Below are 22762 nucleotides of genomic sequence, written 5' to 3' on the forward strand. Positions count from 1 at the left end.
TTCTCTTACAACCAACAACAAGACTGTTAACATCACTGCAAAATCAAATATTTTCAGTGAAGTTATGCCAGGTAAATTACTATTTATCTTACCAAACGGCACCCAAATCAATGCGACTTATGGTACTAATGGTACCTGGTGGGCAGAACATACATTTGACGCTTACGGAGAATATAAAATCAATGCAACATATGTTGGACTTGACAATGTCACTATCAACAATGGAACTATAACAATCAATAAAGTCAATTCAACAATAACCTTGGACAATATTGTTTTAGATTATGGTGAAACCAAGAATGTCACTGTAACAACTACCGGAGCCACTGGAATCACTGCCAAGATTGATGGTAACAATGTGACTGTTATTAATAATTATACTATTCAAATTCCTGTTTTAGATGCAGGAACCTACAATTTAACAGTAACAACAATACCTGATGATGATCACAACCCTGTAACTAAAGAAGTCAACATCACTGTCAATAAGGTTAATTCCACATTAACATTAGATGATGTTGTTTTAGATTATGGTGAAAGTAAAAGCATTACTGTAACAACTGAAGGAGCAACTGGTATTACTGCTAAGATTGATGGTGTTGATGTAACTGTCAGTAATTATACTATTCCAATTTCAGGTTTAAGTGCAGGAAATTACACTTTAACTGTAACAACAATAGCTGACAAAAATCACAATCCAGTAACTAAAGAAGCTAACATTAATGTAAACAAAGTAGAATCCACGTTAACTGTTGGTGATATTGTATTTGATTATGGTAGTGAAGGTTCTGGTGATGTGTATTTCACTGGTGCAAGTGAAGTTACTGCTAACGTTGTCAATCAGCCTTCTGCTGTTGTTAGTGTAAGTGGTAATAAGATTAGTGTTTCTGGTTTGGCTGCTGGAACTTATACTTTGAATGTTACTACTGTTCCTGATGAAAACCATACTGCTGTAACAGAAACTGCTACAATCACTGTCAATAAGGTTAATTCCACTTTAACATTGGATGATGTTGTTTTAGATTATGGTGAAACTAAAAACATTACTGTAACAACTGGAGGCGCAACAGGTATTACTGCTAAGATTGATGGTGTTAATGTAACTGTCAATGGTTATACTATTCCGATTTCAGGTTTAGGTGCAGGCAATTATACATTGTCTGTAACTACAATCCCTGATGATAATCACAATCCTGTAAATGTAACATCTAAAATCACAGTAAATAAGGTAGAATCTACATTGACTGTTGGTGATATTGTATTTGATTATGATGGTGAGGGTTCTGGTGATGTTTCTTTCACCGGTGCAAGCAAAGTTACTGCTAACGTTATCAACCAACCTAAAGCGGTTGTTAGTGTAAATGATAATAAGATTACTGTTTCTGGTTTGGCTGCAGGAACTTATACTTTGAATGTTACTACTGTTCCTGATGAAAACCATACTGCTGTAACAGAAACCGCTGGAATCACAGTCAATAAAATTAATTCCACTTTAACATTGGATGATGTTGAATTGGATTATGGTGACTCCAAGAATGTCACTGTAGCAACTGAAGGAGCAACAGGTATTACTGCTAAAATTGATGGAGTTAATGTAACTGTCAATGGTTATACTATTCCGATTTCAGGTTTAGGCGCAGGAAATTACACATTGACTGTAACTACAATCCCTGATGATAATCACAATCCTGTAAATGTAACATCTAAAATCACAGTCAATAAGGTAGAATCCACGTTAACTGTTGGTGATATTGTATTTGATTATGATGGTGAGGGTTCTGGTGATGTTTCTTTCACTGGTGCAAGTGAAGTCCTTGCTAATGTTGTCAATCAGCCTTCTGCTGTTATTAGTGTAAATGATAATAAGATTACTGTTTCTGGTTTGGGCGCTGGAACTTATACTTTGAATGTTACTAATGTTCCTGATGAAAACCATACTGCTGTAACAGAAACTGCTACAATCACAGTCAATAAAATTAATTCAACCTTAACATTGGATGATGTTGAATTGGATTATGGTGACTCCAAGAATGTCACTGTAGCAACTGAAGGAGCAACAGGCATTACTGCTAAAATTGATGGAGTTAATGTAACTGTCAATGGTTATACTATTCCGATTTCAGGTTTAGGCGCAGGAAATTACACATTAACTGTAACAACAATAGCTGACAAAAATCACAATCCAGTAACTAAAGAAGCTAACATTACTGTTAATAAGGTTAATGCTACTTTAACCGTTAATGATGTTGTTTTAGATTATGGTGAAAGTAAAAATATTACTGTAACAACTGAAGGAGCAACAGGCATTACTGCTAAAATTGACGGAGCTAATGTAACTGTCAATGGTTATACTATTCCAATTTCAGGTTTAGGCGCAGGAAATTACACATTAACTGTAACAACAATAGCTGACAAAAATCACAATCCAGTAACTAAAGAAGTCAACATTACTGTAAATAAATTATCTACTGAAATCATTCTCGCTAATGAAACACTTGATTTAAAAGTAGGTGATGAGGTCCCTGTTTTAGCGAATTTAACTCCTGCGGGTGCAGGTAATTTAACTTTCACATCCAGTAATGAAGATCTTGTTTTTGTTGAAGATAATGTAACTATTGTTGCTAATAGTCAAGGTCAAGCAATTATTACAGTCAGTTTTGCAGGTAACGAAAATTATACTGCTGCTGAAAACAAGACAATAACCGTCAATGTCGCATTAAACGACGCCAGCGTCAGTGTTGAAAACGATACTTTGAATTTAAAAGTTGATGAAACAAGCGCAATTAATGCAACTATAAACCCTGATACAATAATGCTTAAAATTAAGTACACATCCAGCAATGAATCTGTTGCCATTGTAGATAAAAATGGTATTGTTACCGCTGTCGGTGAAGGTAGAGCAATCATTACCATTGAAGTTGGAGATGATGAAATCTATGCTAAAATCTCAACCACCGTTACAGTAACAGTAAATAAAATAAACACAACTGCAGATGTTTCAATTCCTGAAAACATTACTGTCGGTGATAATTCAACAGTCAATGTAGTATTGCCGGCTGATGCTAAAGGCAATGTCACAGTTAAAGTTGACGACGAAGTTGTAGATACTGTACCTGTAAAAGATGGAAATGCTGATGTTACAATTCCTTCCATGAGTGCTGGAAACCACACTGTTGAAATAGCTTACTCCGGTGACGGCAAATACAATCCTGTAAATGAAACTAAAGAAATCTCTGTTTCTAAAAATGATATAACTCCTGAAATTACAATTCCGTCAGACATTGAATTCGGTGATAATGCTACTGTTGATATCAAGCTTCCAGATGACTCAACAGGAAACGTAACACTAACAGTTGATGGTAAAGAAATCAATACCGTACCTGTAACTAATGGAACTGCAAGTGTCAAGCTACCAGCATTAGACGCTGGAAACCATACTGCTGAAATAGCTTACTCCGGTGATGATAAATACAAATCTGCTTCAAAAACTACTACAATCAGTATAGACAAGGATTCCACCAAGATTACTGCAGCTGATGTGACTGCAACATATAAAGTCGACAAATATCTTGTAATCACATTAAAAGACAGTAAAGGAAATCCTTTGGCAAATGCTAGTGTAACTGTTGATTTAAACACAATTAAAAACTACACTACTGATGAAAACGGCCAAATCAAAATTAAAGTAAGCAATCTGGTTCCAAAAACATACAATGCAAAAATAACATTTGCAGGCAACAACAACTATCTTGGATCAGATGCCACTGCTAAGGTTGTAGTTAAAAAGGCAACTCCAAAGATTACTGCTTCCAATAAAATGTTCAAGACAACTACTAAAAACAAAAAGTACACCATAACATTAAAGGACAATACCGGCAAACCAATCAAGAATGCCAAAGTCTATCTGAAAGTAAACGGCAAAACATATAAAGCCACTACAAACAGTAAAGGCAAGGCTACATTCAAAATTACCAAACTTTCCAAAACTGGAACATTCAAGGCAACCGTAACATATAAAGGAAACAAGTACTTCAACAAGGCTAGCAAGAAAGTAACTGTTAAAGTCATTTCTACCTGGAAAACAATATCTAAAGGAAGCAAAGCAAAATCAACTGTTAAAGAGATTCAAAGGGCATTGAAAAACAACGGATATTATCTCACAGCTTACGGTCATTACCTGAAGGTTGACGGCATCTACTGGGACTACACTGTAAAAGCTGTAAAACAGTTCCAGAAAGCCAAAGGCCTGAAAGTAACCGGCAAGGTTGATGAAAAGACTGCCAAAAAACTTGGAATAATTTAAATAAGGATTTTTCAATTCCTTATTTTTTATTTTTTTCTAAATCATTTCACCATCAAATATCACATTCAGTTTAATCAATTGGATGTGTCATTTTAATTAAAACTGGCCTTGCAACTATCTTTTTATAAGTTGCTTTTTACATTAACGCTAAGGCTATTAAAAATCAGCCTTTCCTTTAATTATGCATATATATCAAGCTCATTTTAAAATCAGATTTCAAATCTCATAAGGCTGATGTTAAAGTAGATTCTGTTTCAGATCAGCTACCGTTATTTTAACGTTAATGTTAATTAAATCAAAAGTAAATCTCCATCTTCAATATTCTTAATGGCTTTTCACTTTAACGGAAGGGTTTGGCAATGTTAAAGTTAATTAAAACCACTGCATATATATCAAGTTCATTTTAAAATCAGATTTTAAATTCAAAAAGGCGGATGTTAAAGTAAATCATTACTTTTGTGTTTTCAAAAATATCATTGGAAATGCTTTGATGTTTAAAAATAAATATCAATGACCTTTTTTGGTCAAAAATTTCTTTAATAACGCTTAAATAAGCTTTTGAATAATAATATATAAAAATTAGAAATAATTTTCAGGATAACTCTAGACTAAAACACTTAAAACTACATAAGGGAATATGCATGCAATTACAAAAAATGCAATTCCTAAACCTAATTTCGGTTTGTTTTCATCTAATGCTCCGGAGATTATTAAAAGGATTGAGAAAAATCCGAAGACAACCGGTAAAATATGTGAAAATATTGTAGTTCCAACTATCGCTGCCATTTTTTATCACTACTATAATTTTATTTGTTTAGTTATATAAAATTAACCTAAATTTCATTCTATTTCTTTTTGTTTAAAAATTAGCTAACTTTTTATATTTATTTTAATAGATTATTTTAATATGAGAATTGATACGCATCATCATCACAAAAAAGCAGGTGATAATCTAGCATTTGTTTTTTTTATGAATTTGGCTTTTAATATTATTGTAATCGTCGGAGGACTTGCTACAAACAGTGTGGCTATCCTTGCAGACTGTATACATGACCTCTCAGATACCATTTCAATTGCTTTTGCTTGGGTGCTTGAAAAGGTTTCACAGAAGGATTCTACAGATAACTACTCATACGGCTATCAGAGATTTTCAATTCTCGGAGCCGTAATAATCTCAGTATTTGTAATCATAATGGCTTTTGTAATTCTTCAGGAAGCTATCCCGAGACTATTTGCACCTGAAGGTGTTGATGCTGAAGGAATGCTTGTCATATCAATTATAGGTCTTGTTTTCAAATCACTTTCAGTATATCGTCTTCATAAAGGTGAAACATTCAATGAAAAGGCAATATTTTTCCATCAGCTTGGAGATATCTTCGAATGGCTGGCAATACTGATACTGAGTGTTGTTCTGATATTCTGGGACGGTGCACCATATCTTGATCCGTTTGTCTCAATAGGTATTGCACTGTGGCTGATATTCAATCTCGGAAGAAATCTGTACAAGTCACTGGAAGTTCTTCTTCAAAAGACTCCTGATTATTTCGACGTTAACGTGTTTAAAAATTCCATTCTGGATATACAAGGCGTTAATGCAATCGATGATTTTCATATATGGTCTTTAGACGGAATCGATTCGGTTATGACTCTAAAGGTTGACGTTGATTTCGGCCAGGATGTCAGTCAGATTAAAAAAGAGATTTATCAAATTTCAAACAGGTATCACGTTGTAGACATTACTATTGAACTTGAATAGAATTAAAAAGGGAAATTTATGACATTGGTTGTTATCGGTCCGGTTACACAGGATTTAATTGTTATTGGTGATGAAAGCTCCATAAAGATTGGAGGAGCTACATATTTTCAAAGTTTTGTCTTTGAAGAGTTTTACACTGATTATCTGGCGGTTGTAAATTGCAAAAGCAAAAATCTCGTCAGCGGCTTTCCCGATTCGGATAAAGTTAAAGTCATTGAAAAGGACTCTACTCATTTTTTCATCAATGAATATCCCAATCCCGAAAACCCCGATATCCGCTATCAGTTAAGCAATTTCGCAAATATTCCTATTTTAAAAAGTGATCTGGAAGGCGTACTGGATGGTGTTGATGTTGATGCATTTGTTTTAAATCCCCTTAACCGTTATGATTTTCCTCTTGAAACTGTCGAATACCTGAAAACTTTCAATGTTCCTATCTTCATGTCCATGCAGGGTTTTTTAAGAGTCCCTGACAATCAAGTAAATGAAAACTATCGATTAAAATTAGATAACTTTGATGAGTTGGATGCTATTTTATCAGGCGTTGATACAATATTTTTGGATGAACGTGAAAAGAATATTATTGGGACACACTATGATGTAGATGAGATGGTCATAACTGACGGAAGTAACGGTTCAAGAATTGTAAGTGAAGGTGAAATAAGAATAAAGGCTGTAAAATGTGATAATGTTGTGGATACAACCGGCTGCGGAGATACATTTATGGCGGCATACATCACACAGAAATTACTCTTGAAATCATCTGAAAATGCCGGAAACTTTGCATCAAGAATTGCAAGTGAAAAAATAAAAAATTTCGGACCTTACAATTCCAACGGATAACTTAATTTTAAAATATTATAATAATACTTTTTAATATTGAGTATTTTTAACTTTTAATAGATTTCACTTATTATTGATTAGTTTAGAAAACTTTATAAGTTAATATGATTATAATAATATATGCATTCTAAATTTTTTTTACACTTTAAAGGGTCATCATGTTAAACAAATCAACTAATCTAATCGAAAAGGAATTTAAGAATTTACGTAGGGAACTGTTGGACTTAACTTTAAGAAACCAGCTTCTTAATTTCAAAACAAGAGCTAAAACAATTACAATAGTAAATCAAAGCCCTGCAAATCTTTTCCAGACTTTGGTGCTGCAGGACAGCAAAATGTATTTTGTCGCCAACAAAAAGGACAAAAAAGAAGACAAGTCTTCAGTCTGGGACCACATTCCTTTTGATTTTTCTAAGTTTACAGAAGGCGACAGAAAATTAGCCACTGATTTGACCCCTAAGGAACTTCAAAAAAGATTATATTACATTAACAACCAGGCAAAGACAATGCTTCAGGAACAGGGTTATAACATCCTGTATCTGGCAATAGGATTTCTTGAATGGAAAGACAAATCCAAGCCTAGACAAAAAAACAACGCGCCTCTGGTTCTGATTCCTGTTGCAATGGAGAGAAAAAAGGTCGGTGAATCATTCAATCTCGAATGGACCGGAGAAGATATCCAGACAAACATCTCACTTAAGGCAAAGCTTCTTGAAGCGGGCATTGAACTTCCTGATTTTCAGTTCAAAAGATACGGTGAGGTAATTGACCATTATATTGCAAGCGTTCGCCGTGCAGTTTCAAGAATGGACGGTTGGAACGTCAACAATAACGTTGCATTAGGTTTTTTCAGTTTTACCAAATTCGTAATGTACAATGATTTGAACCCTGAAGCGTGGGCCGATAATGTTGATTTAACCAAAAATGAACTGATACAGGCTATTTTTAATCCTGCAAAAAATGACCAGGAAGCATTTAAGGAAGAGGACATTGACACACAGCTTGAATACAGAAGCATGTATCAGGTTCTCGATGCGGATTCATCACAGATTGCGGCAATCCAGGATGTAAAAGCTGGCCGTAACCTTGTTGTGGAAGGACCACCTGGAACAGGTAAGTCCCAGACAATCGTAAACCTTATAGCGGAGCTTCTTGCTGAAGGAAAATCAGTTTTATTTGTATCTGAGAAAATGGCCGCACTGGATGTGGTAAAGGACCGTCTGACCGGTGTGGGTTTAGGCAAGTTTGTTCTCGAACTTCATTCACATAAAACCAGACGTAAAAAGTTCCTGAAAGACCTGCAGAAGGCAACCAATGTTCGCCATCAGGAACCTTTAAACATTGACCAGACCATACGTAAACTGGAAACTTTACGCCGTCAGCTTGATGACTATTCACAGATTATTCATAAGCCTGCCTTTGCGGTAAACTTGTCTCCGTTCCAGCTATACGGTATGAAGGAGTCAGCTGATGACCATTTCGCAAAAAAAGATACATTGATGCCGCTGGTCAGATTTGAAAATCCTGAAAGCGTTACTCTAAAAGACCTGGATGACATGAAGATAGCTTTAGAAAACCTTGCTGAGCTTTACCAGACAATTTCAAAGGAAAATCCATGGAGCAAATGCGCTCCGAAAAGTCTGCTTCCGGCTGACTTAAGAGAAATTGAAATGCTGATCAGCGATACTCTTCACAGTCTTGATAATTTCCTTGTTGAACGTGGAAGAGTCTATGACATTTACGGAATTAAAAAACCAGACACAATGAATGAGTTTCAAAATTCACTTTCTGCATTTGAAATAATCAAATCACAGAATGCAGAACTCATAGACGGAAGCATCCTCAAATCCGGAGCATGGAATAACAACAATGATGATGCATTCAGACTGATTCAGGAACTTGAAAGATATCAGAAATATGCCGGAATTTTAAACAAATTCAATCAGAGCATTTTACAGGCAGATATTGACCGTATAATCTATGAGATTCAGCAGCTTTCACACAAACGTTTCAGATTCTTTAATTCAAATCAGCACCAGGAAATTGTACAGAGATATTACGCACGTCCCGTAACAGGCAGTGCTGAGGATATCATAAGAGAACTGCAGGAAGCAAAAGCAGTAATAAAAATGAGAAGAACTCTGGAAGCTAACGATGCACTGGGCAGAAAATATTACGGAGGATACTGGCATCTTAATGCAAATCCTAATGACCTGAAAGCTATTGCCCGCTGGATGCATGAATTTACAGCGCTTGTCCGGGAAGGTACATTCTCACAAAATACAATTGACCTTATGAGCAAAGATCTCTTTGATATCAACCCTGAAAGAGACCTTGCAGACTACATTGATTCCGGTGAAGAGTTTGTACGTGTACTGAACAGATTAAGGGAAAAACTGAACCCTAGAAGTAAACTTATCTTTAAAAGAGAAACAGGTGACGTACCGTTTGAAGCATGGAAAGAACAGCTGTATACATGGAGAGGACAGCTATCAAGCCTTCATTTATGGTCACAGTATCTCAACACTAAAAATGCGCTTAAAACCTCCAATGCAAAGATGTTTGTGGACTCAATAGAAAAGAGAAACATTCAGAAATATGACATTGAAGCACTGGTTGAAGGAAACTTCGCAGATTCACTTTTAAATATATTATTTGTAGAAAATCAGGAACTGGCAACATTTGTCGGTGAACTTCATGAAAACAGAATTCGTGAATTCAAGGATTTGGATAAAAAGATTTTAACACTTAACCGTAAAAGAATATTCCATAAACTGAACAGCAACATTCCAAAGATTTTCGGAGGAACCGAAAACCCTCAGGCAAAGATATTGGCAGGGGAATTTACAAGAAAAAGCGGACACATGCCTGTTAGAAAATTATTGGAAAAAGCAGGCGGAATGATAAAGCAGATTAAACCTTGCTTTATGATGTCTCCTCTATCAATTGCACAGTATCTTGACCCGACTAATGAGGAACTTCAGTTTGATGTAGTTATTTTTGACGAAGCAAGTCAGGTAAAACCTGAAGATGCACTTGGTGCATTCATGAGAGGTAAAACTGCAGTCGTTATGGGAGATACTCAGCAGCTGCCTCCGACTTCATTTTTCGACCAGATGTCCGATGCAGACAGCGATGAGGAAGAGGCAACTTCACTGGATATGGAAAGTATTCTCCATTTATGTAAACTGTCATTTCCGGTAAAAATGCTTAAATGGCACTACAGATCCCGCCATGAATCATTGATTACAGTATCAAACAGGGAATTTTACGATAATGATTTGCTGGTTTATCCTTCACCTTCACATTCAGACCCTGAACTTGGATTAAAATTCCACTATAATCCGAATACCCAGTACTTAAGAGGAGCTTCATCCAAAAATCCTCTCGAAGCAGAAGATGTTGTGGAAGAGATTTTCAACCACTTTGAAAAGTACGGCGATACCAAAAGTTTAGGTGTAGGAACATTTTCCGTTGCACAGAAAAACGCTATACTTGAAGCTTTAGAGGTAAAACGTAAAGAACATCCTGAATATGAACCTCTGTTTTCAGAAAACAAGGAAGAACGTTTCTTTGTAAAAAACCTTGAAACAATCCAGGGGGATGAAAGGGATGTTATTCTAATCAGTGTAGGTTACGGATACGACCAGGACGGAAAAATGTCTTTGAATTTCGGTCCGCTGAATCAGGACGGTGGGGAAAGACGTTTGAACGTACTGATTACACGTGCAAGAGAAAAATGTGTAGTATTTTCAAACTTTAAAGCTTATGACATGAATCTTACAGCCAATCCTCCTTACGGTGTAAAATCCCTTAAGGAATTTCTGGAATATGCTGAAAACCTGACATTAGGCACTCACGATGCTGATGAACACACTAAAGAACCGTTTGAAGATGCAATTGCTAACTTTTTAGAAGAAAACGGATATACTGTTGACAGGCAAATCGGTTGTGCAGGTTTTAGAGTTGATTTGGCTATTGTTGATGATGAAAACCCAGGCAAATACATATTGGGAATTACGACTGACGGAAAAATGTATGCCTCAAGCAAAGTGGCCCGTGACAGAGACAGGCTTCGTGAACAGGTCCTGACTGGCCTTGGCTGGAAACTGTACCATTTATGGTCAACCGACTGGTACAGAAACAGGGATTTAGGTCGTAAAAAACTTTTAGACTTTGTTGAAAAATCAATTCGCCAAACCCGTGAAGAAGAAAGACGCAGATCTGAAGAAGAGAAAAAATTAGCTGAAAAAAGAAGACGTGAAGCTGAGAAAAAAGCTGAAGAATTAAGATTAGCTCGTGAAAGGGAAGAAAAAGAAAGAGCTGAAAAAGAAGCCGAGGAAGCTGAAATAAATCCTGAAGACATCGGACCTGCCGATTTTGTTGAAGTTGAAAAGGTCGATGACGGGGACGTATTGGAAAAACCGATTGATGTAAGTGCAATAGACCCTGAAGAATTCTTTGGAGAAGATGTAAGTGCAGCTCCTGTCGGTGAAAATACAATCAATGATGATAATACTCAAAAAGATACTCCTTCTGAATTTGTCACAGTAAAAGACGATAATGAGAAAAGAGAATTTAGCGAAGATGCATCCGAGTTCAAGGAAGATGCTTCCATTGAAAAAGATTTATCCGAACTGCAGGAAGATGTTAAAACTACAGATGTCACTGAAGAGGATGTTGATGAAGAAATTCCAGTAGCCGATTCTCTTGATGATGATGTTACTGTGGTTGATTCTGTTGTTGAGGATACAACAGTAGTTGATTCTGTTGATATTGGTGAGGAAACTCCTGCAGCTGATTCTGTTGATGGGGATGTTACTGTAATTGATCCTGCTGTTGAGGATACAGCAGAGGCTGATTCTGTTGATTATGATACAACAGTAGTTGATTCTGTTGATGAGGATGTTACTGTGATTGATCCTGTTGTTGAGGATACAGCAGAGGCTGATTCTGTTGATTATGATACAACAGTAGATGACTCTGTTGTTGGCGAAAAAACACAAGTAACTGATTCTGATTCTCAGGATGAAAAAGAAGTTTGGGAATCTCAGGAAGAACCTGAAGAAGTTGATGATGACGCTGAAGTCTGGGAAGATGACAAGGATGTTTCTCCTGAAGATAATGCTGAAGTCTGGGAAGACGATACCGATTATTCTGATGAAACAAAATCACACTCAAGGTCTTTATCACAAAAAATTAGGGACTTTATCACTCATGAAAGTGATGATGATGAGGAATCCCACAAATCTTCATTTTTCTCAGGACTTAAATTCCATAGAGATTTAGGCGATGATTCAGATTTGGAAGAAGAAATGCCTGAAGACATTGATTTTGATGATGTTAAAGTTGAATCAGATAATAAAAAAGATATTGCTGATGATAAAGTGGATTTAGGTTCTGATGATGATTATATTTATGTTGACCACACAAATGATGAAGTGGCCGATGACTTACCAGATGATGAATTCGATATTGAGGATTACGCTTCCAAATATGATGATGAACCACTAGAAGAAGAAACATTCATCCAAGAAGACGATGTTAAAGAAGATGTAAAAACTCAAAACATTAAAAGACCAGTATTTTCCACAGGTGTAAATATCAAATCAGATAAATCATTTGAAGAGGAAATCAACGACTTTGACAATCAAGAAAACTATGAAGATGATGTTGAAGTTGAAGAAGAAATCAAAATATCTGACGATTATGATGATGATGTTAAAGTCTCTGAAGAACATCATGAGAGACAATCTGAGGATATAAAAGAGACTGAAGTTAGCCATGAGGAAAAATCTTCTGAGGATAATGCTGATTCAGGCTCTGATGATGATTATATTTATGTTGACCACAGTGACGGGGAAGCAGCTGAACAAGAAACTTCAGATAATTCAGGTAATTTGGAAAATCCTCAAAATGCTAAAGTTAAAAACAGAAGAGCGAACTATGTAAAATCAGTCATTTCAGATGTAATGTCCGGTGAGTCCAAACTCGAACGTGAAGAGGTTGAAACCGTTCGTGGGGAAATAATTGATGAAGAGGAAGCATTGCACAAACCGGCTCCTAAAGATGATTTTGTTGTTGAGGCGGAAATTGTAAACGGTGATTATCCTGAAGATTATTTTGATGAAGAAGATGAAGAATGGAATATTTTCAATGACGAACTGCCTGATTTAAGCCATAATAATGATGAAATTCATGAAGAAGCTGTAAATATCGTTGATAAAGCTATAAACGAATTTATGGATGATGTTTTTGAAGGTAAAAATGTTAAACTCGTAAAAGATGTTCCGCAAACTCCTGAACATAAACCTGATGAACCGATTAATGTTTCCCGCCGTAACATTGAAGAGTTTGAATCAAGCATTGAAGATTTATATGTTGATGAGGAAATCACTTCCGATATTGAAGATGAACAGATTGCTCCTGAGACTTCTTCAGATATCGAAAAAGATACTTCAGATGCTACTCGGCAGACAGAAGAAACTCCAATCGCTGAGCAGAAAGAGGATGATGCTGAGGATGCGCCTGCACAGGACGAAGTAATCTACTTTAAAGGTGCAACAGATGTTACAAATCCGTTAAGGAAAAATAATGTCTATTATAAAAATGAACAGAAAAGGTCTTTAAAAGATTCCATTCGAGGAATTAAAAAGGATATGGCCTACATTAACAAGTCTCTTAATGAAATTGAAAATCCGACTCAGATAGATTATGTTTCTGTTGTTGACAGAACTGAAGATTATGATCCTAATGATTATCTCTCACAGCCTAGTGATGATGATTCAGATAAAATCATTCAGATGGAGGAAGAGTCAATCAGAGGAGAATACTCTCCTGATGAATTTGAAAGAAGTTTTGAAGATGAAAATGTTATCGTTCCGACCCCTCAAAGAGCCATCTCAGATGATGAGGCATTAGAGGAAATGATTCTCTCAGCAGATGAAGATTATAAGGAAATCGAAAAAGAAAGGTATCAAAGCAATAATAAACTGAAAGCCTTTGATGATAAGAAACTTCCTGGCAAGAAAAAACTTGAAGATGAAATCGTGGATTACGTTCAGGTTACCGACATTGGTTTAAATTCACAAAGCGAGCTTTATTCACAGCCGATAGCAAATATTGCAAAGTCCGTTAAAACAATTGTTGATGTTGAAGGTCCGATTCATATTAAGGAAGTCACTAACAGAGTTAAGGACAGCTGCCATGTAAAAAGAGCAGGTTCCAAACTGAAAAAGACTGTAAACTCTGCTATTGCCGAAGCTGAAAACTCCGGTGAAATTATCAAAATCGGTGATTTTTTATATGATGCATCAAGCAATAATGTAATAATCAGAAAAAGGAACAAGCCTAATATAGAACTGATTTCCGATGAAGAGATAGCTAAAAGCATAGAGGCGGTTTTAATTCACAAAGACAACATCACAACCAAGGATATTGCAAAAGAAACTTCACGTAATTTCGGTTTCAAGTCAACTTCCAAAAAGACTGCTTCAAGAATCAACAGCGTTTTGGATTTAATGATTGCAAACAATCGCGTTAAAATAGTCAATGATTATGTTGAGCTTAACTAGGTGAGATTCATGTCTACAAAAGTTAAATCTCCCGATAATTTGCCAAATAAACCAGGTGTCTATATTATGCGTGATGAAAATGACACCATAATCTATATAGGCAAAGCTAAAAATCTTATAAAAAGGGTTAAATCTTATTTTAGGGAAAAGCTGGACAGGCCAAAAACTCAGATACTGATGAGTCACTTTGACAGCCTTGAATATATTGTAACCAATTCAGAAAAGGAAGCTTTGATTTTAGAGGCTACTTTAATTAAAAAGCATCGCCCGAGATATAATGTTCAGCTTAAGGACGACAAGAGATATCCTTATGTAAAAATCACAGATGAAAAGTTTCCACGTCTTGTCATTACCAGAAACGTAACCAAAAACGGGATATATTACGGTCCGTTTACTGATGTGGGTTCCGTTAAACAGACTGTTAAATTCTTGAAATCATTGTTTAAGATTAGAACCTGCAGAAATATGCATGGACCCTGTCTGAATTCACAGATTGACCTGTGTTACGCACCATGTGACGGAAAGATTTCCGAAAAGGAATATTCCGAAATCATCAACAAGATTGATCTGTTTTTCCAGGGCAAATATTCAACCATTGTGAAAAATCTCAAAAAGGAAATGATGGAAGCTGCTTCAAATGAAGAATATGAAAAGGCAGCGGTTTTAAGAGACCAGATTGCCTCTATCGAAGAGATTATGGAAAAGCAGTTTGTTGATTTAGTCGATGATGACCTTGACCAGGACGTTATAGCTATTGCTCCGGGCGAAAATGAAGTTGTGGTCATTATTATGCCTATCCGGAACGGTAAAATAGTCGGAAGGGATGACTTCCTGATGAGTGCATCACAATATGATTCATCATCTGAAATCATGTTTGCTTTTATTCAGCAGTATTACGGCTACAACCGTCATGTTCCAAAGCAGATTCTTCTCGATGAGGATATTGATGAAAAGGAACTGCTTGAGGAATGGCTGAGTGATTTAAGGGGAAACAAGGTCCATATTAAGGTTCCTCAAAAGGGTGTTAAATTACGTCTAGTTAAAATGGCGCGTAAAAATGCCGAAATCATTAAACATCAGAAGAAAAAGATGGAATCAGCATTAATAGAGCTTAAAAAATACCTTAAACTTGAAAAACTGCCTAGGGTAATTGAAGGATATGATATCAGTAACATTTCCGGTAAGTTTGCTGTTGGTTCCAAGGTATCGTTCAAAGATGGAAAACCCAACAAAAAAATGTATAAGCATTTCAGAATGGAAACTCCCGGACCGAACGATTTTGCCATGATGGAAGAGCTTTTGACCCGAAGATTAAAAATGGTGGATAGAGATCCTGAACCGGACCTGATTGTAATAGATGGGGGTAAGGGACAGCTTGGTATGGCCTGCGGTGTTTTAGAAAAATTAAATCTCACTCATATTCCAATTATTGGGCTTGCAAAGGAATTTGAAGAGATATTTATTCCAAATTCAAGTCGTCCAATTATAATTCCTAAAAATAACAAAGCTTTGCATCTGCTTCAGCAAGTGCGTGATGAATCACATCGCTTTGCTATTACGTATCATAGAAAACTACGCAGTAAGAATATATCAGCCTCTTCACTTGATGATATTGCTGGAATCGGTAAAAAAAGGAAGATGAATCTTTTAAAAGAATTTGGAACAATCGAAGGAATTAAGAAGGCATCAATTGAGGAATTAGCTAAAACAGAGGGTATGAATCAAAAAACAGCTGAAAATGTCTATAATTATTATCATTAATTCCTTATCTATTTTTAGGAAAAACAACTAATTTTACATTAACTTTAAATATCATAATTTTTAAAAGTCTTTATAAGAAATGAAAAGGAATTAAATTTATGGTTAGATGTCCACGATGCGGTTACGAAAATGCAACCTCATCTCAGTATTGTGATAATTGTGCCTACCCCCTTCTAAATAAAAATTCTAAACCAATAAATAAATCAAAGAAAGATAGACACTGGGGAGTTGGCATAGCTAAAAAGATTGTAATTGTTATGGGAATAATTGTAATTGCTTTTTTATTGTTTTCTTTTGCTTATAATAATTCTCAACCTAGTAATGATGAATCATTGAATATTATAGCTGATGATGGAAGCCAGCATCAGTCTTCTTCTTATCCCTTCAAAGCAGTAATCAAATACGATGGTAACTGGTATGCTAAAATGGGTGATCCGAATTATCTTATAGAAAAAACAGGTAATGGAACTAATACATATGCACTTGACTGTGCTGCATGGGATGATGTACACATAGAAGCTGAAAAATATGGCGGTGAAGGAGAACTTACAATTCAAATTTTAAGAAATGGTAAAGTTGTAGCTGAAAATTCAACTACAGCCGGTAACGGTGGTAGTGTTTCATTAAACTATGACAGTTAGAATTCACCGATTTTTGATTCTAATAACTCTACCAGTTCTTCAGTTTTGTAAAGTCTTATTTCTTTCTCATCTTCTTTGAATATTCTTAAAAAATTGATTAAATCATTGCATAATTGGTCGTATTGAATACTGTATGTATTAAAGTTAGACAGTAGTCCGAATGCTTTCTGCTGGTCTAGTTTAGGTTCATCCCTTAGGATACGTTCCATATTAGCAAAATGAGTTTCAATCATTATTTTTTCTTGTTCCAGATAGTTTAAATATTCTTCAATTTTAATGTCGTCAGCCATTTTTATCACTTGTTCTTAAATATTATTGTTAAAAATATAAATAGTTTCATGAATATAATTGTATTATCATAAGGGGCATAAAGAATGATAAAAGTAGAAAATGTAAGTAAAGATTATGAATTAGATGACGGAACTAAAGTAACTGCTGTTAAAGACATCAGCTTTGAAGTTAAAGAAGGTGAAATCCTTGGAATCATGGGTAGAAGCGGGTCTGGTAAAACTACTCTTCTTAGAGCTTTAAGAGGGGTCGAACACATTGACGCAGGTAAGATTACTGTAGGTGATGTCAGTGTGGATGCAGGCTCTTCCCAGTTTTATTATAACAATCTTAAAAAGGTTACAGCAATTCATCTTCAAAGGTCATTTGGTGTATGGCCGGATACAGTCCGTGAAAATGTCTTGAGAAAACTTTACGCCAGAAGATATTTCGATGAAGGTGACACTAACTTTGAAGTGGCCGAAAGTGAATTCGGAGAGGAAGCGGACGAACTTCTTGAACTTGTTTCACTCACTCATAAAGCAGACCATTATGCATCTGTATTAAGTGGCGGTGAAAAACAAAGGCTTATCATGGCTCGTCAGCTTGCAAAAAAACCAAAAGCTTTACTTCTTGATGAACCTGCTACTATGGCATGCCCTAAAACCAAACAGGAAATACTTGATGCGGTCAAAAAAATCAACAAGGAACTGAATATTACTGTGGTTCTTGTTTCCCACCTGCCGGATGTACAGAAATATCTCGCAGATAGAGTAATTCTGCTTGAAGACGGAGAAATTGCAGATGAAGGTACTGCTGAAGAAATCTGTGACAAGTTCATGGCAGATATGGAACCTATAGTTGATATTGAAAACATCGCAACTGATGAGGACGTTATTGATGTTAAAGATGTCTTTAAAAGGTTCTATCTTTTGACCGGAGGAGAAGTTCTCCAGATGGAAGACATAAACTTCAAGGTTCAGGATAAAAATATTTTAAGCATTATAGGTCCGAGCGGAGCCGGCAAGACTGTTTTATTAAGAATGCTCGGTGGACTTGACCATCCCGACAAGGGGGACATCCTTTATTACGCTGACGGTGAATGGAGAGACATTGAAATTCCAGGTATGAACCGTATGAAAATCCGTTCAAAACTGGGTTTCATGCATCAGGAATTTGCCTTAAGCCATTATGCTACTGTTTTAAACCAGCTTGCAGCAAGACTCGGATACAAAAATGAAAATGTAGTTAAGGAAGCTCAGGAAAGAGCCAGAAGAATTGGTGTAAGTGAAGAATTGCTTGATTCATTTTATTTGTTGACTGACCTTCCAGAAATGGAAGCCAAACATCGTCTCGAACAGATTGGTCTTGATGCGGAAATATTAAATGATCTGTTCCCGAGATTTCCTGAAACAGCTACAAAAGAAGCTGTTGCAGACATATTTGAAAGCCTTGACTTGGATTTGGATATTCTCCACAGAAGGTCCTATGAACTTTCCGGCGGTCAAAAGGTTCGTGTAATGCTTTCCCTGATTTTGGTTTCAAGACCAAAATTCCTGCTTTTAGATGAACCGTTCGGTGATTTGGACCCTGTTACTTTAAGAGATGTTACAAACTCACTTAAAAAGATTTCCAAACAGTACGGCATTACTATTGTAATGATTTCTCACAATACTGATTTCATTAAGGAATTGTCCAACAGAGCAGTATTTATGGATGACGGAAAGATAATTGACGACAGTGAAAATATAGATGAAATAGTAGATAACTTCATTGATTTCTGTCATGCAGACTACCTGAAAGGGGACAAATAATGTTTGATGTTATTATGCTTCCTGTTGACGGATCTAAATATGGAGATGAAGCGGCAGAAATTGCAATTGACCTTGCTCAGAAATATTCTTCAAAAATAGCTGCAGTTCATGTTCTTGAAGAGTTTTCGCTCAACAGCTATGACGATGAAGAGGACAGCGGTGATGAAATTCTGGGAAAAATCACCAAAAAGGCAGCTGATGTTGGAGTTGAAGTTACAGAACATTTGCTTACTGCTGATCCTTTAAGGGATATGAAATTCATCGTTGAGCAAACCCGTGCTGATCTGGTTGTTATTCATGCTCACGGAGCTAATAACAACAGATTTGTATCATTTGAAGATAATGAAGTTAGTGATACTCAGATAGGTTCTGTTGCAGAAAGGCTTTTGAGGACTTGTGATGTTCCAGTATTACTGATTAAATAATTCTTTAAAACTATTTTTTTTCTTTATTTACCCTTTTTTAGCTATTTTTTACTAAACTTTTAAATATTATAAAAAACTTATTATTTATAACTAAATTATTTGGTTATAAAAGGAGATATTTATGATAGTGAAAGATTGGTGCTCATTCTGCGGAGAGTGTGCTGGGGTATGTCCAAGAAATTTGATTCAAGTTAGAGAGTATTCATTAGTCTTTAACGATGACGACTGTAAAGATTGTGATACATGTATCAAAGCATGTCCAATTGATGCTTTAGAAAAAGAGGAATGATTATATGATTGAAACTGATGTAATAGTTGTAGGATCTGGACCTGCAGGTTCCAGCGCAGCAAAACATGCTGCTTTAGGTGGAGCAAAAGTTATTTTAATGGATAAAAAATCTGAAATTGGAGCACCAAAAAGATGTGCTGAAGGTGTATCAATTCAGGGTCTTGAAAAATTGGGAATTGAACCTTCCCCTCGCTGGGTTACCCAGGAAATTCAAGGTGTAAGACTGCAGGCACCTGACGGAACCGATGTATGGTTAACAAAAGACGAAGTACAGTTACCTGAAGCAGGATACATTTTAGAAAGAAAAGTATTCGATAAGCACATGGCAATGGATGCAGCAAGAGCAGGTGCTGAAATCAAAATCAAAACCTTAGTAACAGGTATTGAAAAAATTGATAATGGATACATTGTTGAAACAGAATCCATGGGCGTAAAAACCGACTACAAATGTAAAATATTAATCGCCGCTGACGGTCCTGAAGGCCACGTTGCAAGATGGGCAGGACTCAGACCGGCTGCAAAACCTAAGGAAATGGAATCCGGTGTACAGTACGAAATGTGTAACGTGGAATTCGAAAGACCTGGAGTCATTGAATTTTACTTCGGATCATGCGCACCTGGAGGATACGTATGGATTTTCCCTAAAGGAGATGACATCGCAAATGTCGGTTTGGCAATTCTTCCTCACAAAGCGGAAAAATCAGCTAAAGAATACCTTGATGATTTTGTTGCTAAATCCCCTTACCTCAAAAACGCTCAGGCTGTTGAGCTGAATGTAGGTGGAGACCCTGTCGGCGGAATGACCAAAAAACTTTATGATGATAACATTATGGTTGTAGGAGATGCTGCAGGACAAGTTAACCCATTGACTGGTGGAGGAATCATTTCAGGTATGACCGGTGGAATGTGTGCAGGACAAGTTGCTGCACAGGCAATCAAAGAGGACTGTTCCAAAAAATTCTTAAAACAATACGACAAAATGGCTCATGATGAACTTGACCGTGAAATCAAAAGATACAAAAAAGTACAGGAATATTTACTCACCCTATCAGATAAGGAACTAGACAGTATTGCTCATGCATTTGAAGGAGAAAGCTTTGAGAAAATCTCTACAACTGAAATAGTTCAAAAATTAATCAAAATATCTCCAAAAGCTTTACTTAAATTAGGTAAATTTATCTAAAGGTGTTTCAATGATTTTGGTTACTGGTGGAGCAGGTTATATTGGTTCTCATACAAACAAGGCACTACACAATGCAGGTTATGATACAGTAGTTGTTGACAATCTCTGCAAAGGTTATGAAAATTTTGTAAAATGGGGTAATTTTGAAAACTATGACTTCGGTAAGGATAACCTGAGGGAAGTTTTTGAAAAATATGACATTGACGGTGTCATTCATTTTGCTGCTTTCTCATCAGTAGCAGAATCAGTTGAATTTCCTCAAAAATATTTGAAAAACAATTATAAAAACACATTAAATCTCCTTAAAATCATGAGGGAATTTAATGTGGACAAATTTATTTTATCATCAACTGCAGCGGTATACGGAAATCCGACACAGATTCCAATTACTGAAGATACAGATTTAAAACCAATCAATCCTTACGGACATTCCAAATTCATTACCGAAAAAGCCCTTGAAAGGGAAGCTGAAAAAGGTGATTTCAATTATGTGTCACTTAGATATTTCAATGCTGCTGGAGCTGATTTCGACTGTGAGGTAGGGGAACTCCATGACCCTGAAACTCACCTTATTCCATTGATTTTAGATGCAGCTATCGGAAAAAGGGACAGCATTTCAATTTTCGGTACTGACTATGATACTCCTGACGGAACATGCATCCGTGATTATATTCATGTAAACGATCTTGCTGATGCACATATTAAGGCATATGAATACCTATGCAATGAAAATGAGTCAAACATTTTCAATCTTGGTAACGGTGAAGGATATTCCGTTCGTGAAGTAATCGACATGTGCAAAAAGGTCACCGGATGTGACTTTGAGGTAAAACTCGATGAACGCCGTGAAGGAGATCCTGCTGTATTAATAGCTGATTCAACCAAAATCAGAGATAAACTCGGATGGATTCCTCAGTATGACCTGGAAAGTATTGTTGAGTCCGCATGGAAATGGCATGAAAAGATAAATATAATTTAGGTAGTTTTCATGGAAAACGAAAATCATGAATCAAAAATTGATGTTCGTATTATTGTTCAGGGATTGGATATTGCTCAGCTGGTATCAAAGGCAGTCAACAATATCCAGCTCGAATCTGATTATAATATAATAGTTTCATCCATTATACCAACCACTGAAATAAGCATTGTAAAAAAGGTAGCTGGAGGTGCCGATATTCTGCTTATTGGAGGTTACGGGTCTGATGAAACTTACAATATTCTTTTTAATGAATTAAAAACTGATTTTAATCATATAGGCTTATTTGACTATAACAACATTATTGTTGAAGATGAATCCATTGACTTCAGACTGGCTGAAAAGGAAATTCTAAATTCAATAATAAAATCAACATTGTCTTATTCTTTAAATTTAATAAACATCCATACTCTGGAAAATAAACTTATGAAAGTAACCCATAATTACAATAATCTCCTGGATGATTACAATAAGCTGATTAAGGAAAATGAAATTTTATCTCAGGAAAACAATGAACTGAGAGAAGACCTTGAAGAAGTAAAATCCGATTTTTCAGCATTCAGGCTAAGGTATGAGGACATTTATTCAAAAGAGATTTTAGAAATTTTCAATCTTGAAGAGCTTTGGCAGGAAACTTTCAGAAGTGATCTTGAAGATGAGGAAAGGATTGTTATAGCTACAAACAAGTTCAGGCCGGATAACATAATTGTAGGTCAAAATTATATTGCGGCACAATCAAAGTCAAAGGCTGTAGAATGGCTTAACATTGTAAGAACTGCTTTAATATTTGTTGATGACAATTCCGATGATTTAAAAAAAGAATTAAAGGATACCGAAGAAGAAAAAATTCCCGAAGTAAGAGATTCCTATGATGACGCTCCTAATACTTTCGAGAATTTTTGGGATTAAACATTATTATTTTATACTAGT

Annotated in this window: 14 protein-coding genes; 12 read left to right on the forward strand and 2 right to left on the reverse strand. The window is 35.9% G+C overall.

Annotated features, from left to right (window positions below; genetic code table 11):
- A partial coding sequence (locus QZN33_RS04280; RefSeq protein WP_296789715.1) for an Ig-like domain repeat protein occupies window positions 1-4303 on the forward strand: 4303 nt, incomplete at its 5' end.
- A gap of 603 nt (window positions 4304-4906) precedes the next feature.
- Here QZN33_RS04280 and QZN33_RS04285 read toward each other — a convergent pair.
- On the reverse strand, window positions 4907-5089 hold the full coding sequence (locus tag QZN33_RS04285) for a hypothetical protein (RefSeq protein ID WP_296789716.1): 183 nt from the start codon (window positions 5087-5089) through the stop codon (window positions 4907-4909).
- A gap of 121 nt (window positions 5090-5210) precedes the next feature.
- Between QZN33_RS04285 and QZN33_RS04290 the strand changes: the two genes are divergently transcribed.
- From QZN33_RS04290 to QZN33_RS04310, 5 genes are all read left to right on the forward strand, one after another.
- A complete protein-coding gene (locus QZN33_RS04290; protein ID WP_296789717.1) occupies window positions 5211-6059 on the forward strand; it encodes a cation diffusion facilitator family transporter in 849 nt (282 codons plus the stop codon).
- A gap of 18 nt (window positions 6060-6077) precedes the next feature.
- On the forward strand, window positions 6078-6902 hold the full coding sequence (locus tag QZN33_RS04295) for a PfkB family carbohydrate kinase (protein WP_296789718.1): 825 nt from the start codon (window positions 6078-6080) through the stop codon (window positions 6900-6902).
- 158 nt (window positions 6903-7060) lie between these two features.
- On the forward strand, window positions 7061-14476 hold the full coding sequence (locus QZN33_RS04300) for a DUF3320 domain-containing protein (RefSeq protein ID WP_296789719.1): 7416 nt from the start codon (window positions 7061-7063) through the stop codon (window positions 14474-14476).
- A gap of 9 nt (window positions 14477-14485) precedes the next feature.
- Entirely contained in the window at window positions 14486-16237 is a 1752-nt protein-coding gene (gene uvrC / locus QZN33_RS04305; protein ID WP_296789720.1) for an excinuclease ABC subunit UvrC, read from the forward strand.
- A gap of 98 nt (window positions 16238-16335) precedes the next feature.
- The gene (locus QZN33_RS04310; protein ID WP_296789721.1) at window positions 16336-16878 is read left to right on the forward strand and encodes a zinc ribbon domain-containing protein; all 543 of its coding nucleotides are present in this window, start codon (window positions 16336-16338) and stop codon (window positions 16876-16878) included.
- Here the strand turns inward: QZN33_RS04310 and QZN33_RS04315 are convergent.
- Window positions 16875-17168 carry a hypothetical protein gene (locus QZN33_RS04315; RefSeq protein ID WP_296789722.1) on the reverse strand — a complete coding sequence of 98 codons (294 nt, stop codon included), beginning with the start codon at window positions 17166-17168 and terminating at the stop codon, window positions 16875-16877. The two genes, QZN33_RS04310 and QZN33_RS04315, sit on opposite strands and share 4 nt — an antisense overlap.
- A gap of 84 nt (window positions 17169-17252) precedes the next feature.
- Here QZN33_RS04315 and QZN33_RS04320 point away from each other — a divergent pair, with 84 nt between their 5' ends.
- The 6 genes from QZN33_RS04320 to QZN33_RS04345 all read left to right on the forward strand — a co-directional run bounded on the left by QZN33_RS04320 (window position 17253) and on the right by QZN33_RS04345 (window position 22741).
- Window positions 17253-18959: an ATP-binding cassette domain-containing protein gene (locus QZN33_RS04320; RefSeq protein ID WP_296789723.1), complete on the forward strand. Its 1707-nt coding sequence runs from the start codon at window positions 17253-17255 to the stop codon at window positions 18957-18959.
- Window positions 18959-19384 (forward strand): universal stress protein, encoded by a 426-nt coding sequence (locus tag QZN33_RS04325; RefSeq protein ID WP_296789724.1) that lies wholly within the window; start codon window positions 18959-18961, stop codon window positions 19382-19384. Before QZN33_RS04320 ends, QZN33_RS04325 begins: the two co-directional genes overlap by 1 nt.
- A gap of 121 nt (window positions 19385-19505) precedes the next feature.
- Window positions 19506-19673 (forward strand): 4Fe-4S binding protein, encoded by a 168-nt coding sequence (locus tag QZN33_RS04330; protein WP_292744004.1) that lies wholly within the window; start codon window positions 19506-19508, stop codon window positions 19671-19673.
- A gap of 4 nt (window positions 19674-19677) precedes the next feature.
- Window positions 19678-20856 (forward strand): NAD(P)/FAD-dependent oxidoreductase, encoded by a 1179-nt coding sequence (locus QZN33_RS04335; protein WP_296789725.1) that lies wholly within the window; start codon window positions 19678-19680, stop codon window positions 20854-20856.
- Between the two features lie 10 nt (window positions 20857-20866).
- Window positions 20867-21835 carry a UDP-glucose 4-epimerase GalE gene (galE, locus tag QZN33_RS04340; protein WP_296789726.1) on the forward strand — a complete coding sequence of 323 codons (969 nt, stop codon included), beginning with the start codon at window positions 20867-20869 and terminating at the stop codon, window positions 21833-21835.
- A gap of 9 nt (window positions 21836-21844) precedes the next feature.
- Window positions 21845-22741: a hypothetical protein gene (locus QZN33_RS04345; protein WP_296789727.1), complete on the forward strand. Its 897-nt coding sequence runs from the start codon at window positions 21845-21847 to the stop codon at window positions 22739-22741.
- Window positions 22742-22762 lie beyond the last annotated feature (21 nt).

This window comes from uncultured Methanobrevibacter sp., assembly GCF_900314615.1.
In the GTDB taxonomy this organism is placed as follows: domain Archaea; phylum Methanobacteriota; class Methanobacteria; order Methanobacteriales; family Methanobacteriaceae; genus Methanocatella.

Coding starts and splice junctions, on each gene's coding strand:
- QZN33_RS04285 (WP_296789716.1), bottom strand. CDS start 5,089: ATGGCAGCGATAGTTGGAACTACAATATTTTCACATATTTTACCGGTT.
- QZN33_RS04290 (WP_296789717.1), top strand. CDS start 5,211: ATGAGAATTGATACGCATCATCATCACAAAAAAGCAGGTGATAATCTA.
- QZN33_RS04295 (WP_296789718.1), top strand. CDS start 6,078: ATGACATTGGTTGTTATCGGTCCGGTTACACAGGATTTAATTGTTATT.
- QZN33_RS04300 (WP_296789719.1), top strand. CDS start 7,061: ATGTTAAACAAATCAACTAATCTAATCGAAAAGGAATTTAAGAATTTA.
- uvrC (WP_296789720.1), top strand. CDS start 14,486: ATGTCTACAAAAGTTAAATCTCCCGATAATTTGCCAAATAAACCAGGT.
- QZN33_RS04310 (WP_296789721.1), top strand. CDS start 16,336: ATGGTTAGATGTCCACGATGCGGTTACGAAAATGCAACCTCATCTCAG.
- QZN33_RS04315 (WP_296789722.1), bottom strand. CDS start 17,168: ATGGCTGACGACATTAAAATTGAAGAATATTTAAACTATCTGGAACAA.
- QZN33_RS04320 (WP_296789723.1), top strand. CDS start 17,253: ATGATAAAAGTAGAAAATGTAAGTAAAGATTATGAATTAGATGACGGA.
- QZN33_RS04325 (WP_296789724.1), top strand. CDS start 18,959: ATGTTTGATGTTATTATGCTTCCTGTTGACGGATCTAAATATGGAGAT.
- QZN33_RS04330 (WP_292744004.1), top strand. CDS start 19,506: ATGATAGTGAAAGATTGGTGCTCATTCTGCGGAGAGTGTGCTGGGGTA.
- QZN33_RS04335 (WP_296789725.1), top strand. CDS start 19,678: ATGATTGAAACTGATGTAATAGTTGTAGGATCTGGACCTGCAGGTTCC.
- galE (WP_296789726.1), top strand. CDS start 20,867: ATGATTTTGGTTACTGGTGGAGCAGGTTATATTGGTTCTCATACAAAC.
- QZN33_RS04345 (WP_296789727.1), top strand. CDS start 21,845: ATGGAAAACGAAAATCATGAATCAAAAATTGATGTTCGTATTATTGTT.